This is a genomic window from Treponema sp. OMZ 790 (assembly GCF_024181285.1).
GTDB lineage: Bacteria > Spirochaetota > Spirochaetia > Treponematales > Treponemataceae > Treponema_B.
This window is the reverse complement of sequence record NZ_CP051201.1, coordinates 1,941,377-1,957,768: the sequence shown is the minus strand read 5'-3', so window position 1 is coordinate 1,957,768 and position 16,392 is coordinate 1,941,377. Positions and strand designations below refer to the sequence as shown.

At 37.0% G+C, this 16,392-nt stretch carries 16 protein-coding genes and 1 pseudogene; 7 read left to right on the top strand and 10 right to left on the bottom strand.

What is annotated here, in order from left to right; all coding sequences use genetic code 11:
* Nucleotides 1–9 precede the first annotated feature (9 nt).
* On the top strand, nt 10–804 hold the full coding sequence (gene flgG, locus E4O01_RS09555; protein WP_253691979.1) for a flagellar basal-body rod protein FlgG: 795 nt from the start codon (nt 10–12) through the stop codon (nt 802–804).
* Between the two features lie 46 nt (nt 805–850).
* Nucleotides 851–1,441, top strand: coding sequence for a rod-binding protein (locus E4O01_RS09550; RefSeq protein ID WP_253691977.1), 591 nt, complete (start codon nt 851–853; stop codon nt 1,439–1,441).
* Nucleotides 1,442–1,559: 118 nt separating this feature from the next.
* Here E4O01_RS09550 and E4O01_RS09545 read toward each other — a convergent pair whose 3' ends face one another.
* Nucleotides 1,560–2,789 (bottom strand): aminopeptidase, encoded by a 1,230-nt coding sequence (locus tag E4O01_RS09545; RefSeq protein WP_253691976.1) that lies wholly within the window; start codon nt 2,787–2,789, stop codon nt 1,560–1,562.
* Between the two features lie 183 nt (nt 2,790–2,972).
* On the opposite strand from E4O01_RS09545, the gene E4O01_RS09540 reads away from it, so the two are divergent.
* The 3 genes from E4O01_RS09540 to E4O01_RS09530 all read left to right on the top strand — a co-directional run bounded on the left by E4O01_RS09540 (nt 2,973) and on the right by E4O01_RS09530 (nt 7,929).
* The gene (locus E4O01_RS09540; RefSeq protein WP_253687027.1) at nt 2,973–4,250 is read left to right on the top strand and encodes a dicarboxylate/amino acid:cation symporter; all 1,278 of its coding nucleotides are present in this window, start codon (nt 2,973–2,975) and stop codon (nt 4,248–4,250) included.
* A 147-nt stretch (nt 4,251–4,397) separates the two neighbouring features.
* Entirely contained in the window at nt 4,398–6,200 is a 1,803-nt protein-coding gene (locus E4O01_RS09535) for an ABC transporter ATP-binding protein (RefSeq protein WP_253691975.1), read from the top strand.
* Nucleotides 6,190–7,929 (top strand): ABC transporter ATP-binding protein, encoded by a 1,740-nt coding sequence (locus tag E4O01_RS09530; RefSeq protein ID WP_253691974.1) that lies wholly within the window; start codon nt 6,190–6,192, stop codon nt 7,927–7,929. Before E4O01_RS09535 ends, E4O01_RS09530 begins: the two co-directional genes overlap by 11 nt.
* Nucleotides 7,930–7,932: 3 nt before the next feature.
* Here E4O01_RS09530 and E4O01_RS09525 read toward each other — a convergent pair whose 3' ends face one another.
* On the bottom strand, nt 7,933–10,188 hold the full coding sequence (locus E4O01_RS09525; RefSeq protein WP_253691973.1) for an ATP-dependent helicase: 2,256 nt from the start codon (nt 10,186–10,188) through the stop codon (nt 7,933–7,935).
* A gap of 165 nt (nt 10,189–10,353) precedes the next feature.
* Here E4O01_RS09525 and E4O01_RS09520 point away from each other — a divergent pair, with 165 nt between their 5' ends.
* On the top strand, nt 10,354–10,824 hold the full coding sequence (locus E4O01_RS09520; protein ID WP_253691972.1) for a hypothetical protein: 471 nt from the start codon (nt 10,354–10,356) through the stop codon (nt 10,822–10,824).
* A gap of 9 nt (nt 10,825–10,833) precedes the next feature.
* Entirely contained in the window at nt 10,834–11,304 is a 471-nt protein-coding gene (locus E4O01_RS09515; protein ID WP_253678311.1) for a hypothetical protein, read from the top strand.
* 249 nt (nt 11,305–11,553) lie between these two features.
* Here the strand turns inward: E4O01_RS09515 and E4O01_RS09510 are convergent, their stop codons facing one another.
* From E4O01_RS09510 to E4O01_RS09475, 8 genes and pseudogenes are all read right to left on the bottom strand, one after another.
* Nucleotides 11,554–12,237 carry a hypothetical protein gene (locus tag E4O01_RS09510; protein WP_253691971.1) on the bottom strand — a complete coding sequence of 228 codons (684 nt, stop codon included), beginning with the start codon at nt 12,235–12,237 and terminating at the stop codon, nt 11,554–11,556.
* A gap of 104 nt (nt 12,238–12,341) precedes the next feature.
* Nucleotides 12,342–12,947 carry a YjaG family protein gene (locus tag E4O01_RS09505; protein ID WP_253691966.1) on the bottom strand — a complete coding sequence of 202 codons (606 nt, stop codon included), beginning with the start codon at nt 12,945–12,947 and terminating at the stop codon, nt 12,342–12,344.
* A gap of 42 nt (nt 12,948–12,989) precedes the next feature.
* The gene (locus E4O01_RS09500) at nt 12,990–13,445 is read right to left on the bottom strand and encodes a hypothetical protein (protein WP_253691965.1); all 456 of its coding nucleotides are present in this window, start codon (nt 13,443–13,445) and stop codon (nt 12,990–12,992) included.
* Between the two features lie 169 nt (nt 13,446–13,614).
* Complete coding sequence (locus E4O01_RS09495) at nt 13,615–14,229, bottom strand: hypothetical protein (protein ID WP_253691964.1); 615 nt, start codon at nt 14,227–14,229, stop codon at nt 13,615–13,617.
* A 10-nt stretch (nt 14,230–14,239) separates the two neighbouring features.
* Nucleotides 14,240–14,470: an RHS repeat domain-containing protein gene (locus E4O01_RS09490; RefSeq protein ID WP_253691963.1), complete on the bottom strand. Its 231-nt coding sequence runs from the start codon at nt 14,468–14,470 to the stop codon at nt 14,240–14,242.
* Nucleotides 14,471–14,554: 84 nt separating this feature from the next.
* Entirely contained in the window at nt 14,555–14,800 is a 246-nt protein-coding gene (locus E4O01_RS09485; RefSeq protein ID WP_253691962.1) for a hypothetical protein, read from the bottom strand.
* Nucleotides 14,801–14,860: 60 nt separating this feature from the next.
* Complete coding sequence (locus E4O01_RS09480; protein ID WP_253719237.1) at nt 14,861–15,607, bottom strand: hypothetical protein; 747 nt, start codon at nt 15,605–15,607, stop codon at nt 14,861–14,863.
* 7 nt (nt 15,608–15,614) lie between these two features.
* A pseudogene (locus E4O01_RS09475) lies at nt 15,615–16,088 on the bottom strand (RHS repeat-associated core domain-containing protein); the annotation flags it as partial.
* Between the last annotated feature and the right edge of the window lie 304 nt (nt 16,089–16,392).

The following is a 16,392-nucleotide window of genomic DNA, read 5'->3' as shown; positions in this document are numbered from 1 at the left end:
AGATAAATTATGGTTAGAAGTTTATGGACAGCCGCAACAGGCATGAACACTCAGCAGGCAAATATCGACACGGTTGCAAACAACTTGGCAAACGTAAACACAAGCGGCTTTAAAAAGCAGAGGGCTGAATTTGAAGACCTCATCTATCAGACGGTAAAGACTGCAGGAACCCCTGCTACCGAAGATACAATTACCCCGGTAGGAGTTCAGATGGGGCACGGTGCAAGGCTTGCCGCCACTCAAAGAATATTTGAACAAGGCTCCTTACAAAATACGGGAGTAACAAGCGATATTGCAATTCAGGGTGAAGGCTTTTTTAGAGTTCTTCAATATGACGGAACCTATGCTTACACAAGGGACGGCTCTTTTAAAGTAGATGCTGACCGCCAGCTTGTTACTTCAAACGGTTTGCGCGTTTTGCCCGAAATCATCTTCCCAGAAGGGTATAGAGAGAATACGATTACTGTCAGCAGAGACGGCCGTGTTACCGTTAAGGTCGGCGACATAGACGAACCGATTGAAGTAGGTCAGATAGAGCTTTACCGCTTTCAAAATAATGCAGGTCTTTCAGCCGAGGGTACAAACCTTTTTAGGCAGACCCCTGCCTCAGGTGCGGCCATTCCTGGCCGGCCAGGTTTTAACGGCTTCGGAAAAACCGAGCACAAGTTTTTGGAAATGTCAAACGTTTCAACCGTAAGCGAGATGGTAAACATGATTGTTGCCCAAAGAGCTTATGAGTTCAATTCAAAGGCTATCCAGACAAGCGACAATATGCTCGGCACTGCAGTAAGTTTAAAACGATAAGTTTGACTTAAAAATAATTTTTAGTTAAGGCTTGGGAGGGCAGAAGATGGAAGTAAACAAAATACAAATAAATCAAACGGGAAGGGAAGACGTAAAAAATTCTTTGATAAATAAAAAAGAAATTCCGTCTTCCGTAAAATCTCAACAAAATTTTGGTCAAATGCTTGAAACTTTGAGAGGTTCCGAAAGAGCTTCTTCCGTTATTTCAAATATTCAGGGAGAAAGTTCTGCTTCCGTCTCAGGCCTAAAAACGGGACAGCTCTTTGATACCCGCCTTCCCGGTGATATTTTAAAATCCATGAAGATAGAAAATCCCGTTCCGGCCGATACGCACAGGGAGATTCAAGGTATGGCCTCCTCCTTCGGAAAGTCGGGCGAAACGGTTCACTCAAAATACTCGATTGACAGAACGAGTAAGCTTTACGAGCAGGCCCTTGAGTTTGAATCCTACTTTGTAAAAATAATGCTCGACTCGATGCGGAGCACCTTGTCAGGTAAAACCCTTGCAGGGGATGAATCCTTTGCCGGAAAGATGTACCAAGACATGATGTATGATGAGCTCGGCCGCAGCATGACTAAAAACGCCGGCTTCGGCCTAGCCGATCAAATCTATCTTGAGCTTTCAGGAAAAAAGTAGAAATGACGAGGTGGGAAGTGCGAAGTGAGAAGGACAAAGTGCGAATGACGAAGTGCGAGGTACGAATGCTAAAGTTCGAAGTTCAACATTCGTAATTTCCGGCGTTCGCACTTTTCAATTATATTGCCCAGTTTCCGTTTTTTAGGATTTCGACTTGGGTTCCGTCTTTTTTAACGCCTATAACAGAAAGTTCGGGGCCTCCGACCATGAAGTCTACGTGTATAATAGAATTGTTCATTCCTATTTTTTTCTTGTCTTCGTCTGAAAAGTCCGCTCCTCCTTTTATATTTTCGCTGTAGGCATTTCCTATGGCAAAGTGGCAGGAAGCGTTTTCGTCAAAGAGGGTGTTTTTAAAAAGGATACCTGTGTTGCTGATGGGGGAATTGTCTGCAACCAGAGCGACTTCTCCAAGACGGCTTGCGCCCTCATCGGAATCTAATAGAGATTGAAGCACGTCCTTTCCTTCCTTGGCATCGAAGTCTACAACCTTTCCGTCTTTAAATGTAAAGTGGAAATCGTTGATGATTCTTCCTCTGGCTGCCAAGGGTTTGGTGGCTTTTAGTTTTCCGTTTACCTTAAAGGCATGGGGCATCGAGAAAACTTCTTCGGTCGGAATATTGGCCATAAATACATCGCCTCGGGTGCTCTTGCCTGATCCGCCTACCCAGAGGTGACCTTCGGTAAGGTATACTTCCAAGTCGGTTCCCGGGCCCTTGTATAAAAGTTTTTCAAAGGCCATTTCGTTTAAAAAGTTTTGATGCTTTTTTAGGGCTGCATCGTGTTCTTTCCATGCGGCGACAGGATCGTCCATGCTGACCCTTGTTGCATCGAAAACCTTTTTCCAAAGTTTGGCAAGGGCTTGGTCTTCGGGTAATTCGGGGAAGACCGATTTTGCCCAAGCCGGAGTGGGGTGGGCTGCGACGCACCACTTTACATGGTTTTCCATTGTATATTTCATTATGGGCTTTGATGCTATGGCCCTTGTTTTATTCCATTCCGAGACTTTTTTTGCATCGGCATTTTTTAAGAGCTCGGGATTGTCAGCGACTATGGCAAGACGGTGATAGTTATTTTTATAGGCTGCCTCCATGTAGTCGATTTTAAATTTGGGCATTTCCTTAAAAATACTTTCATCGCCGTAGGCGTAGCGGGCAAGAGTCATCTCATCATCCGAAAAATCATAGATAACATCCTTGGCTCCCATCTTATAAGCCTGCTTTGTAACTTCCCGAACCATGCCGATTGAGTGTTCGTTTACAAGCACAAAAATTCCGTCGCCCTTTTGTATATTAAGGCCGACTTTTAAAATAAGCTCAACATATTTTTCTATATTGCGTTTAAAATCCATTAAAGACCTCCAAAATGATTTATAGCTTTGATACTCTAACATAAAAAAGATAAAAAGTAAATGATTTATGCTTTATTAAATTTTAAAAAAAAGACTTGCGGTTTGACGGGTTCAATGGTAGAATGATTATTAGTTTTGTTGAATTATATAAAAATAATTCGCAATTTTATTAGGAGGGAGCTAATGAATAAAAAGCTCGTATGGATGATTTTTATAGCATTCATCCTTGGTTTGGTTGTCGGTATCGTCCTTTGGCAAACAGGTGTCGATGTTGGCGGTTATGTAACTTGGGTATCGCCTTTTGGAAATATCCTTGTATCTATGTTAAAGATGATCGTTATTCCGGTTATCTTTTTGTCTCTTATTTCCGGTGCGGCTTCTTTACCGACAAAGGAATTCGGTAAGATAGGCGTTAAGGTTATAATTTGGTATTTTGTTACTTCTCTGTTTGCAGCGATTGTAGGATCCTTCCTTGCTCTCGCCTTTAATCCGGGATCGGGAACTTCTCATGCCGAATGGGCAAGTTTAATGAGTATGGGATCGGCCGAGGTTACTCCGGCTTCCGCAGGTTCTCTTGCCGATGTATTTTTGGGTATGTTTCAAAACCCATTTAAGGCTCTTGCTCAAGGTAACTTCTTAGCTATTATCGTTTTTGCCATTGCTTTCGGAATCGCGTTAAAAATAATTTCCGAAAAGAATGATGTAAAATTGCAGGAAGGTGCAAAACTGTTTTTAAATATTGTTGAAACTTGTAAAGAAACCGTATTTAAGATGGTTGACTGGATATTGGCTTATTCTCCCATAGGTGTATTTTGTTTGACTTCCGTAAACTTTGCACAATACGGTTCAAAACTTTTCGGTCCCTATGTAATGCTGACCCTCGGTGTTGTTATAGGTATTCTTGCAATGGTGTTTGTTGTTTACCCTGTAATGATTGCAATTTCGACGCGCAAAAATCCGATTAAGATTATGATGCAGATACGAGAGCCCATGCTGACAGCCTTTGTTACCCGAAGCTCTGCAGCCTCTCTTCCCGTATCTTTGAGAACGGCAAAAGAAACCTTACACATAAGCGATAATCTTTCATCGTTTTCGCTTCCCCTCGGTTCAACCGTAAACATGGACGGTGTATGCGTTCACCTGCCTATGTTTGCAGTTTTGGCTGCAAATATGTTCGGAGCGGATATCGGGTTTACAGCCCTCTTGGTTTTGGTCATTACAACGGTTCTTGCCTCAGTCGGAGCGGGCGGTGTTCCGGGCGGAAGCTTGATGCTTTTATTCATTATTTTGCAAAATATGAATTTAGATCCGGCACAGATAGCTGTCATCGTAGGTCTTGCCCTCGGTATCAATCCTATCCTCGATATGTTTGAAACGATGAACAATGTCGCCGGAGACTTGGTATGTACCTACTGTGTTGCCGATATGTCGGGAATGATTGAAAATGAAGAAAAAAAATAATTATGTTTTATAATTAGAATTTAATGGGTAATGTCTAAGACACTTACCCATTAAATTACTTTTTTTTAATGTCTAAAGTATTGACAATATCAGCCTTGCTGTATTATACTATTTTGTAAAGTTAAGTTTACAATAGTTGGAGAAGTTATGTTTAAGATACAAAAAGAAGCAGGTGATATTTTTAAATCTATCAGATTTAAAAGAATGTTTGGAGGTTTGTTTTTACTTTCGGATGAATTTTTGACTGTTGTACCGGGATACTACATAGGCCTTGCAGTAGACGAGCTAAAAAATTCTACGATGACCCAAAGCTCTCTTATTGCATACGTGCTAAAAATAATTTTTTTCACTTGTCTTGGATATTTCTTTTCTGCCATGTTCATGTTTTTTATTCATAATTCGGGGAACAAGGCTTCTTATCTTTTTAGAAAAAAAATACTTTCTTCGGTTTTAAAAAAGACTCCGCCGTTTTTTAAAAAATATACCTCAGGAGATATTTTGGCAAGGACTTCAAACGATGTTATTGCGCTGGAAAATTATTTTTCCTTGGGCTTTATAATGATGATGGATTCTTTTGCTTATCCCGGAGTTGCAATTTTTATGATGTCGGTTTTAATTTCGTGGAAGCTGACCGTTGCAGTCGTCCTTCCGATTCCGCTTATAACTCTTATTTATTTTTCTTTGGGTAAAACAATAAAGGATAGAACGAGTAAATCCTATGCGGAATTTTCCAAGGTCAATCAGGGTATTTTGGAACTTGCTGAGGGAATAAAACTTATACGCTGTTATGTGAACGAACAAGTCAGGTTAAAAAAACTTTCTTCGATTGTCAAAAATTATTTTTCGGTTTTGTATGCTCAAGTTAAACTTACATCTCTTTTGCAGCCCTGTACGGTTTTTATTACAAACCTATGTATCATAATTGCGTTTTGCTACGGCGGTTATCTTGTTCATGCAGGCGAAATTACTTCAGGCAATCTTGTTTCATTTTTTGTTTTTGTCGGAATGATTGCATGGAGCGGAATCGCAAGCGGTTTTTATTTGCAGCTGCAAAAATCGGGAGAAGCTGCTATCGACAGAATAAATGCTCTTATAAAAGATAATAACGAATTCCCTCCGATGGACGGAAAAACTCAAATTGAAAAGGTAGAAAAAATCTCTTTTAAAAATTTCAGCTTCGCATATTCCGATTCAGAAAAAAAAGTTTTGCAGGATGTTTCACTTGAAGTTTCGCAAGGACAAATTTTAGGAATTACCGGTAAAACGGGTTCCGGTAAAACAAGTTTGATAAAACAGTTTTTCAGCCTGTATCCTCAAAATGAAAACATCTTTATAAACAATCTTCCTTTAAAAGATTGCGATGTTTTTTCTTTTAGAAACAAAACAGTTTATGTAAGTCAGCGTCCTGAACTTTTATCGGGAACCGTCTGCGAAAACCTTTGTTTTTATACACAGAATATCGAAAAAGAAAAAATACTAAAAGTTTTGGAAACGGCTGACGTAAAAAGCGACATCGAAAAACTTGCAAACGGAATCGATTCAAAAATAGGAGAAAAGGGCGTTATGCTTTCAGGAGGACAGAGGCAAAGAATAGCTCTTGCCCGCGCCCTTCTTAAAGAACCGCAAGTTTTAATTTTAGATGATGCAATTTCCGCAGTTGATGCGGACACCGAAGTTAAGATTATCGAAAACTTGAAAAAATCTTCTTCATTTAATATTTGCATTATATCGGCACACCGCCTTTCGGCTGTTCAACATGCAGACAAAATAATTGTACTTGATGAAGGCAAAATTATTCAGCAAGGAACCCATGAAGAACTTATAAAAGCCGGCGGCTGGTATGCAGAGCAATTTGAGTACCAACACAGCCATTCTGCGGAGCTCATACAAAAAGAAGATTCCTATTTACAAATTGACAAAATTGACGGAGGAAAAAACGATGGAAGATAAGACAAAAAAACTTAAAGTAAATTACAGATTTTTTCTTTCGTATTTAAAATACTGCAAGGCTTATGTTTTGGCGGCTTTTATTGCCGTAGGCATTTTTATTGCATCCTCTGCATACCTTCCCGTAATTTCGGCAAACGTTATAAATGCCGACCTTGCAAATATGATCGATTTAAAAGCTTTTTTATTTAGGCACGCTCTTTTGTTTTTGGGAACAGCCGTTTTATTCTTTTTGTCGATGTACATAAAAAACCTGCTTTTCAGAAAAATTGCCAACACCGCCTGTGAGCATATTCAAATGGACATGGCCGGTCATCTTTTAAATTTAAAGATGAAGCATTTTGATGAAATGACTTCGGGAAATATAATGAGCCGGTTTTCGTCCGATGTAAATGCAGTAGGCGATTTATACTTTTTGGTTTTGGGCGAAGTTTTCAGTGTAGTTTTATTGAGTATCGTTTTATATATCCGCTTGGCTTTTATGAGTCCTTATCTTTTCGGAGCGAGCTTTGCGTATCTGCCGGTTGTTTATTTTCTTGCACGGTACTATTTAAAAAAGAGCGATAAGCCGACACGGGATCACAGGAGCTCAATCGGAGAGTTAAGCGGTTTTTTTAACGAAAGCATTAACTCTATTGAAACTGTGCAGGCCTTTTGTGCCGAAGAAAAAATAGAAAAAGAATTCGATACATTTAATCTTCCGGCATATAAAGCAAAGCGTAAAATGCTTTTACTTTCAGCTCTTTTTTCGTGGAACATTATTGCAAGAATCAGAACTTTAGTTTATGCAGCGCTTTTAGGCGTGTTCGGTTATCTGCATTTTCAGGGAGCTCATTTTCTTGTGGGTACTCTTGTAATCGTTATAAGCTATAACAAAGAAATAACCGATGTCTTTTTAAAATTGTTTATGCAGATGAACATTTACAAAAATGCCTTTGTTGCGGCAGGAAGAGTTTCCGAGATAATCAATTATGAACATGAAAGAACAAACGGCGCTCCTCACTCTCCCTTGGGGAATATAAAATTTTCAAACACCCAGTTCGGATACAGGGAAGATACTCCCATTTTAAAAGGGCTTGATTTTACTTCGGAAGACGGAAAGACAATGGCATTTGTCGGAAAAACCGGCTGCGGAAAATCTACAATTATGAATTTGATTTTAGGTTTTTATGAAAACTCCGGCGGGCAAGTTTTAATTGACGGGGAGGATATACGCTCTCTCGAATTAAAAACTCTGCGCTCAAAAATTGCAGTGGTCTTGCAGGAGCCCTATCTTTTTACCGGAACCCTTTTTGACAATATAAGTTTAAATGATCCTTTTATAACTAGAGATGCTTGCGAAAAAGCCTTAAAAGCTGTGGGCGGTATAAATCTTATAAGACGCTCAGAAAAGGGTTTGGATACGGAAGTAAACGAAAACGGAAAAAACTTTTCGGAAGGTGAAAGACAAATTATCTGCTTTGCCCGAGCCATGGTGCGCGATCCTAAAATTTTAATTTTAGATGAGGCTACTGCAAACATCGACACCGAAACCGAAAAACTTATAAATGCAGGAATCGAAGTTTTAAAGAAAGGACGCACCACACTGATAATTGCACACAGGCTTTCTACCGTAAAAAATGCCGACATAATAAACGTAATTGATGACGGCAAATTATTGGAGTCGGGGACTCATGAAGAACTGATTGCCCTAAATTCCAAATACGCCGAATGGTACAGACTGCAAAAATAGAACTTACTCTTTTATTATTGTCATATCGTTTGCCTGATATTCGGGCATAAAGCGTTTTATAAGGCCGGTTTCAAATTGGATGTTTACTACGAGTTCTCCGCTTGAAGCATCGGCCTTTACTATTACCCCGTAGCCGTAATCGTCATGGTATATTTTTTCTCCCTTCTTCCATACGGAAAGGAGGGGGTGTTCTTCTTTTTTTGTTCCGAAATCTTCAGGCTTGATTTGTTTTCCGAAGCCGCCTGAAAAAGATGAACCTGAAAAACTTGGATAAGAGGACGAGGATTCAGAGATATTTACAAGGCTTTGGTCTATTTCGAAGATAAAGCGGCTGGGTTGGGTAAATGTCAGGCTTCCGTAAAGGCGGCGCGAGGCGCAGCTTGTCATGTAGAGGGCGTCCTTTGCACGGGTGCAGGCTACATACATTAGTCTTCGTTCTTCTTCAAGCTCATCAAAGTTTCCGTTATCGCGAGGGAAGACTCCCGTTTCAAGCCCCGTGATAATTACGTTTTTAAATTCCAAACCCTTTGTGTTATGAATGGTGATGAGGTTTACGGAATCTTTTTGCTCGCCGCTGTCGGCAAGGCTTCTATCCAGTTCGATGTGCTCTAAAAATTCGTTTAAGCCCTTTACCGAAAAATCGTAAAGAGAGGCCGTGTTTGCAAGCTCGTTTAAGTTTGCAGTTTTTTGAGTTCCGGAAGCCGAGTCAACCGATTCATAGTATTCGGCAAAGCCCGATTGTTTTAAAATCTCATATATAAAAGGTGCCAAGCCTTCACCCTTAGGTTCTTCTTTTTTAAAAAAGATGTCGCCCGCTTCTATTATGCTGCGTAATTCCTTTATGGTGTTTAAAAAATTTTTTAGGCCCTCCTTGGCTTTTTTTGTGAGGGAGGCCGAATCCAAAAGGGCTGACATGGCCGATATATAATCGTCCTTGGATTCAAGTCCGAGTTCATCGCTTTTTTTAGAAAACATAAGTTCTCTTGAAAGATCGATGAGTTTTTTTTGTGTAATTTCTCCCACGCCGCGGGCGGGCTTATTTATTATGCGCCTCAGGGCTACCTCATCCCTTCCGTTAGAGATAAGGGCAAGGACAGCGAGGGCATCCTTTATTTCTTCACGCTCATAAAATTTTAAGGTTCCTATAACCTGATATGGAATTTTTTTGTGTAAAAAATCCGTTTCAAAATTTAAGGATTGGGCGTTAGTTCTGTACAAGACAGCCCAGTCGGAATAGGCCCCTCCGTTTTCAACATCCTTCGATATGAGACGGGCACAAAGTTCCGCTTCGGTTTCCTGATTGGGTAAAAAATAAATGTGAGGCTTTTGCCCTTTTCCTCTTTCGGCGACGAGGGTTTTACCGAGCCGGCCCGTATTCTTTTTTACGACGGAATCTGCGACCGCTAGAATTTCCGAGTATGAGCGGTAGTTTTTTTCGAGCCTTATTATCTTCGTGTTTTTGAAGGTATCGGCAAATGTTAATATGTTTTGAACCTCGGCTCCGCGGAAACGGTAGATCGATTGGTCGTCATCTCCCACTACGCAGATGTAGGTGTTTTCTCCCGTGAGAACTTTTAAGAATTCGAATTGGGCTATGTTCGAGTCCTGATATTCGTCGACCATGATTACAGAAAAACGGTTTTGAAGAGAGGCTCTGATTTGCGGGTTTTCTTTTAAGAGCATAACGGGAATCATGATAAGGTCCCCGAAGTCTACGTTTCCTGTTTCTTTTAATCTCTTTTGATATTCGCCGTAGATTTTTGCAAACTCAGGGTTAGGATCTATTTCCTGCAAGAGAGGGTCATCGGGGAGAAGGCAATAATCCTTTGCCCGCGAAATTTTTTTGATGATGCCGCGGGCAGCATTTTTTGTAAGAGCAGGGGAGGCCTGTACCAAAAGAGAAAGGGCATCATCGTCATCATAGATTGTAAAATTATGTGAAAGCCCTGCCCATTCCGCATACATGCGCAAGATCCACGCTCCGAAGGAGTGAAAGGTGCGGAGCATTGCTCTTTCCGCCCTCTTATCAAGATGAGAAGCCCTTTCGGACATTTCTTTTGCTGTCTTGTTTGTAAAGGTTACGGCGAGGATGCGTTCAGGCTCGATGTTGTGCTCGGCAATGAGGTAGGCAATCTTGGTGGTAATAACCCGTGTTTTTCCTGAACCGGCCCCCGCAAGAATCAAAAGGGGAGAACCCTGATGCTTGACAGCCTCGAGCTGTTCTTCATTTAGAATGTTTAAATAATCCGGTTGAGCCAAAACAATCCTCCAAAAAAATCAAAAACCTTTCAGCTAAGCGAAGGTTATTTAAGGCTTTGCATTGTAGCACGTTTTTATGGATTGTACAAGGGAAAGATTTGGAGGCTTTTTTATAATTTTAAAAAATATCTTGACACCGTAAATAAAACATGCTATACTATTTTTATGAAAAGGATATATAAAACAAAAGTACATCGGATTTTATTAAATTGTCTTTATGGTTTGGCGGCTGCATTTTTTATTGCGCTGATAACGGAGTTTGTATTAAAAAATACTCTGCTTGCTGCCGTTGTTTTCCTTGCTGTGCTTGCAGCCTATGCATGGCTTGTAATTATAGGAAATATTATTTCTATCGAAGTAAGCGACAGTACACTGACTGTAAAGCAGGGCAAAACAAGTACTACGTTTAACCGCGATGAAATTTCTCTTAGAGCCGAAATTATAACACAAGTTCCCCGAAGCGGGGGCATGGCGATAAGCACATCCTGTTTTTTGTACATCACGCAAAACGGCGGGCAGGAAAAAAAGGTGGACTGTGAACTTTTAGGCCGCTACCAATTTGAAAAAATGCTTGAAGATTTAAATATTGGCGATTCGGTTACCAAAATAGAAAAAGAACAGGATAAATCAAACTAGGAGAAAAAAATGGAAGAAACTATAAAAACTCTCGGCTCGGCGGGTACAGCGTGGTATTTTTTTGTCATACCGATATTATTTATTGTGTACATGGTTTTTATACTGTTAAAAATGAAAGGGCAAAAAAACCGCGTAAGCACATGGTTAAAAGAAAACCCCAATGCGGTAAAAGTTTATATAAATAAAACAAACTCGACAGTTAAAATGGCTGCTGCAGCTTTTCATTCTCTTACAATCATTTCCGTCGATGGGGATTATCCCTTGTTCTTTACGGAAAAACTAAATAGAGGCTTTTATGTTACACCCGGCACTCATATTGTAGAGTCGAGTTTTTCAAAAACACGCCCCGGTATATTGTATAGGCGCGTTACCACTACTTACGGTCCGTCCAAGCAGGAAATAAGTGTTGAAAATTTTAAAACCTATAATTATTATTTTAGCACAGCTGAAGAAACCTATAAGTTTGAAGATTTGACCTAAGTTAGCGGACGTAAAGTCAAAACCGATTAGCCCGTCCTTATACGGAACATTCTGAAAAGCGGCACTCTGAATAAAAAGGAGCAACACAAGTAAGATTGCCCCTTAAAGCAAAAAAATCCGCTTCGATTGAGGCGGGTTTTAATTCTGATTGATATTTTCTTCTTGCAAACGTTCTTTTATAAATTACTTATCGGCTTATAACCTAAAAATTCCCATCCATAATGTCCGGGATAACCATTGTTAATGACGTTATTTTTCAATTTTTTTATCAAATAATTTTTCTTTTAATACATAAAAGGTATTATGATATTCAAGGGTGTAATCAGTTTCCGATTTTCTTTCAATTACTATATCCTCATATCGATCTATTAATTCTTGCAATTCATCTCCTTGTAACCCCGCATTTTTAGCAACAAAATAGAATTTCTCTATACGAGTAGCGTAGGTAACCGCAAATCCTGCGGATTCAATTTTCCTGTTTATTATGTTATGTAGCTTTTGGGGGTCTAAACAATCCTCAAAAAACGGCTTCATAATGCTTTCATAATATTCAAGCCAAGTTTTTATAACGCAATTAGGGGCTTCATTAAGCATAAATATTAAATTATTATATTTTTCAGTAAATTTTTTGTTAAAATAGCTTTCCGAAATATAATCGATATTTCCTCCGCACAATTCTTCGTTATCAGGCTTTATTCCAAGTTTTTTTAATTCCTTATTCATTGATTTATCCCCGTAATATATTTGTGTTTGTATCTCTATGAAAGTACTTCGTTTGTACATATATACAAAGATAAAAAATTGATGTTTCCCTTCGGTTTTTATAAACAGTTCTCGGCTTGATTTATACACAAAGCCTTCATTGCCTATTTGTTCCAACACTTTCTCTGCAAACAACTTGCGAAATGTTTTAATGTCAATATTTTTGTTCATTTAAATCTCCTATTATGCAATTTGTTCTTTCGCCTCCAAGGCTTACGGACTTTGCCGCAAATGGTTAACGCCCGTCCCCGAATTGTAATAACATATCTGAAATGTTATGAGCTTTTTAAATTAATTATCCGATTATTTTTATTGAAATCTCTTATACTTTCCAACCTTTCACTTGAAAATATTTTTTCTAATAATATTTTTTGCATTTCAATTTCTCCGGCAATAATTGAATTGTAATTTTCTTCCAATTCATAGCAAATATAAAAACATTGAAAAGGCATATCGCTACAATAATTGATACTATCAATGTCTTTATTTATCATATAATCAAAACCATAGGCAACACACAAAGGAGGTTTTTGAGACAAATCAGATATAATAGTAGCTATTTCTTCCATATCAGGAGTTAGTATGAAAACACAATTATCTATTATTTTTTGAATAATTAAAGGATCTATTTTTTCTTCACTACTAACATAATGGAATCCTTTGGACAAAAGATTTTCCAATTCTTTATAATGGCTGAAATTATATACTTCTGTATGATTATTGCACAAGTCATAATATAAAGGCATCATTCGTTCAGCCATTGAGAAAGCAAAAAGTACTCTTTCTCTGTCATTTAAAGATTCTATTCTTTGATGTATTATTGCATTATCCATATTTACAACCTGTTTTCCTCTTTTTACTTTTTTTGACTGTTGTTGCATACAGTGTAGCATTATTTCCCGCCAGCCCTATCGGGTCTTAGCTTATGTATTAAAATTTATTATATTGCCAAAATATTTATATAATTTTTCTATTATAAATTCTTCTGAAATACCTAATTTAAGTAAATCATAAGAAGCATATTCTATTATCAAATCGCCAGGTTCAAAATCGGTTATAAAGAAACAAGATAATAAATTTCTAAAACTTGCCTCACGAGTACTCATCTCTGTTAACTTTTTGTACTCTCTTATGGAGCTAAATACTTCGTTATTTAATTTTTCAGATATTTTAAAGAATGTATTATTGTCTCCTTTTATGTTTTTCAATTGAGCGTCAATATCATCTTGGGAAATAGGTAAAATATCTAAATCGATTAAAGGAAAAAATTCCGATATAAATGATATTTCTTTCTTCATAAAAGAAATATCACACCCTATATATTCTCTCCAATATTTATCTATTTTTTCTATCAAATCGTTCAATTTATTTGTTTCCATAACTCTTATTTTTATCCGTTATACTTAATTATTCTAATACCATTTTACAGCATTCGCAAACTTCCGCTGCCTCTCTTTTTTCAGCTTCTTTTACTACATCTGTTTCTTTTCTATTTTTATTAAACCTTGTATCCATAGTGCCGCCTTTCAACGTTTTTAAGCTCTTAAATCAATCCCGATTTTTATCTAATTCTTCTAAAAACAATGCGTCGTTGTTTGATTCCCAAAAATCAATGTTAATAATATCCAATCCGATAGTATTACAATATTCTAATAATATTTTTGAATTAAATCTTTCGGTAATTTTCCTTTTTTTGTAAAATAATTCATTTTCAAACCATAACTTACTCCCCCTTTCAAAAAATATCCATTTCCCATTATCTTTTAAAGTCATTACTACACGTTCTTGTCTTTGATAATCTCTATAAGTAAATGAATTCTTTCCTTCATCAATATTCGATACGGAAAAAGTAATATGAGACGATTTACCTTCTATGGCTATCCGATTAGCCAATGTAATCCCTCCATCTTCCAGATTGGTAAACATAACTACATTATCCGGTTTATTAATAATTTTAGGAGTATAAAAAGCAGCTTTCCAAAGATGCCTTCCTCCTTTTAACGGAGTTTCTATGTAAAACAAATCGGTATTGAATTTATTTTTATACATAAGGTATTTATGTGCCGATATTTTTTCTCTATAAAGAGACGCTAAAATACTCTCTATTTCATTTATAGACAAATAAATATAACTAAAAGAAAAATAACGAAATTTTTTAACCATAATATCAAATTTATATTGCAGGACATATCGGTGCTGGGCTTATGTATGTGCCTGTACTTGGGTCGTAATACCTGTATCTATTATATGCTAATTCAGTCTCAATATCAAGGTATTGACCTTGATACAGGAAATTACAGAACCCTTTTTCGCCTTTTTCTTTACGTACTCTACCGTAAATATCAAGCTCTCGTTCCCAAATTAGTTTTCCTTCGCTGTCTATTGCCTGTAAAGGCGTTCCCAAGTAATCACTTATAATACTGTACGATTTACCGTTTACAAGCTTTGCCGTCGGGGTAAAGCCTTCGAACACCCACGTCGTAAGGTACTAAATATACAATTTGTCGACCAGTTCCTCCGCCAATTTTCCTGTTTCTGTAAGTTCATAATCTTTATTAAAACCATATATATCAAGATAATCTAATGCTAAATCTCTTATTTTATCCATATCGTGTTCAGATAACTCAATAATGACTGCACGATTGTCCTTATAGAAAACGTTTGTAATTATAGATTGTTTTGTCAAATCTTGCAAAAAACAATATTGCTTTGTTGTTAATTTTACTCTTTGCATAATCTTCTTGCCTTTTTAGTTGAAGTCGGATTAACAGATATAATTTTACCTGTTGTCGGGTTAATACCTACTTCTGATTTCATTCCAATAAATCGTTGTACATATATGGCGCGGTGTTTCAAGTGAAAATCGTTTATCAACAATCAATGCTGAAATATTATTTTGTTCTATCTCGTTAATTAACCTTTCAGAGAAATACAAATACGACTTTGCCAAAATATCATATTCGTAATTTGATTTTAACACAATGTGTCTATGTTGTAGCAAAAAATATTGAGGGTGATTCTTATATTCATTTATATCATTAAATCTATATTCTTGATTAAGATAATCGTCATAAAATGTTGTTTTTTCAAAATCGTAATCTTTTTCAGAAACTTTTGGAAAACCGACTAAAAAGAATGTTCCGTCAAACTCATCAATTGTTACAGGTATTCTATTATGAATAGGTAGTTTATATTTGTCTATGATATTGATTAACTTTTGAGAAAATACAAAATCAAAGCAATTATAATGAATTTGATAGCTCATTACATCAACGTTTTTAACCCGTTTTTTGGTTTTAAAAAGAGTTACGTTTTTTATGTTTTTGTTCTCAATTACTTGATAATTATTTAGTGTGAGCAGTTGTGAATAATCTTGTTTCCCAAAAGCAAATTTATCTACGTAATTGTAAAAATAAGTCTCAGATTCTTTATTTTCAAATGAATACTTGTCTTTTTTTTTACTTATTTCTACCTGTGCAGAAGCATCATTTACTCCAATAATAAAAGGGTCATACGTTCTTGTTACTCTATAATATTTCATATTTTACCTATTTTGGACACTTTTTCTTATAAACATTGTTTAGGTTTTCTTTTTTACTATCGTCTTTTTCTTTATTGTATTTATCCTCGTAGTCTTTTATCTCTTTTCTTAATCTATCTTGTAGAGCATGAAGAGAATCTGCTGTAATATTATCACCCATTGCCATAATCTGAGAATCTACATACTGATTATACGCAGGGTGATTTCCGTGAAAAGGTTTATCTAGTTTTATCAAATTGGATTTATCTATTCCTTTTTTATTTCTATTTTGAACATATCCAGGAATTGTTCTGTTATTCAAGTTATATTTTTTGGCTATTGCATTAGGTATTAAATGATGCAAATCCAACCCAAACACATCACCCCAACTATTCGGGTCGTGGACATACCCATACAATGTTGGGTTATTCCCCGCCAGCCCTATCGGGTCTTGACTTATGTATGTGCCTGTGTTCGAATTATACCACCTGTACCGGTTATAGTAAAGTCCCTCTAATTCAGCGGTACAAAGTTAGAGTTTTCTTTGGTTTCTTTTCTTTAAGCCTCTGGCATTATATCATTTCTTCTTTTAATCTTTGCATAAGTTTTGGGCTATTAGCTGGGAGCATTTTTTTAAGTTCTTCCGTAGAAAAATCTTTTAAAAATTTAATATCATCTCTAATTTTCGTATTAGGCAATAATTCGCTCTCAACATAATCATCTTTATAATATCCGTCCCAAGGAAATAATCCAAAGTAAGGTTCTAAAAATAAGCTGGGATCTGTAGATTGGTTATTATAAAATCC

Bases quoted from the DNA above. Each gene is read 5' to 3' on its own strand.
- flgG (WP_253691979.1), top strand. From the start codon at position 10: ATGGTTAGAAGTTTATGGACAGCCGCAACAGGCATGAACACTCAGCAG.
- E4O01_RS09550 (WP_253691977.1), top strand. From the start codon at position 851: ATGGAAGTAAACAAAATACAAATAAATCAAACGGGAAGGGAAGACGTA.
- E4O01_RS09545 (WP_253691976.1), bottom strand. From the start codon at position 2,789: ATGGATTTTAAACGCAATATAGAAAAATATGTTGAGCTTATTTTAAAA.
- E4O01_RS09540 (WP_253687027.1), top strand. From the start codon at position 2,973: ATGAATAAAAAGCTCGTATGGATGATTTTTATAGCATTCATCCTTGGT.
- E4O01_RS09535 (WP_253691975.1), top strand. From the start codon at position 4,398: ATGTTTAAGATACAAAAAGAAGCAGGTGATATTTTTAAATCTATCAGA.
- E4O01_RS09530 (WP_253691974.1), top strand. From the start codon at position 6,190: ATGGAAGATAAGACAAAAAAACTTAAAGTAAATTACAGATTTTTTCTT.
- E4O01_RS09520 (WP_253691972.1), top strand. From the start codon at position 10,354: ATGAAAAGGATATATAAAACAAAAGTACATCGGATTTTATTAAATTGT.
- E4O01_RS09515 (WP_253678311.1), top strand. From the start codon at position 10,834: ATGGAAGAAACTATAAAAACTCTCGGCTCGGCGGGTACAGCGTGGTAT.
- E4O01_RS09510 (WP_253691971.1), bottom strand. From the start codon at position 12,237: ATGAACAAAAATATTGACATTAAAACATTTCGCAAGTTGTTTGCAGAG.
- E4O01_RS09505 (WP_253691966.1), bottom strand. From the start codon at position 12,947: ATGCAACAACAGTCAAAAAAAGTAAAAAGAGGAAAACAGGTTGTAAAT.
- E4O01_RS09500 (WP_253691965.1), bottom strand. From the start codon at position 13,445: ATGGAAACAAATAAATTGAACGATTTGATAGAAAAAATAGATAAATAT.
- E4O01_RS09495 (WP_253691964.1), bottom strand. From the start codon at position 14,229: ATGGTTAAAAAATTTCGTTATTTTTCTTTTAGTTATATTTATTTGTCT.
- E4O01_RS09485 (WP_253691962.1), bottom strand. From the start codon at position 14,800: ATGCAAAGAGTAAAATTAACAACAAAGCAATATTGTTTTTTGCAAGAT.
- E4O01_RS09480 (WP_253719237.1), bottom strand. From the start codon at position 15,607: ATGAAATATTATAGAGTAACAAGAACGTATGACCCTTTTATTATTGGA.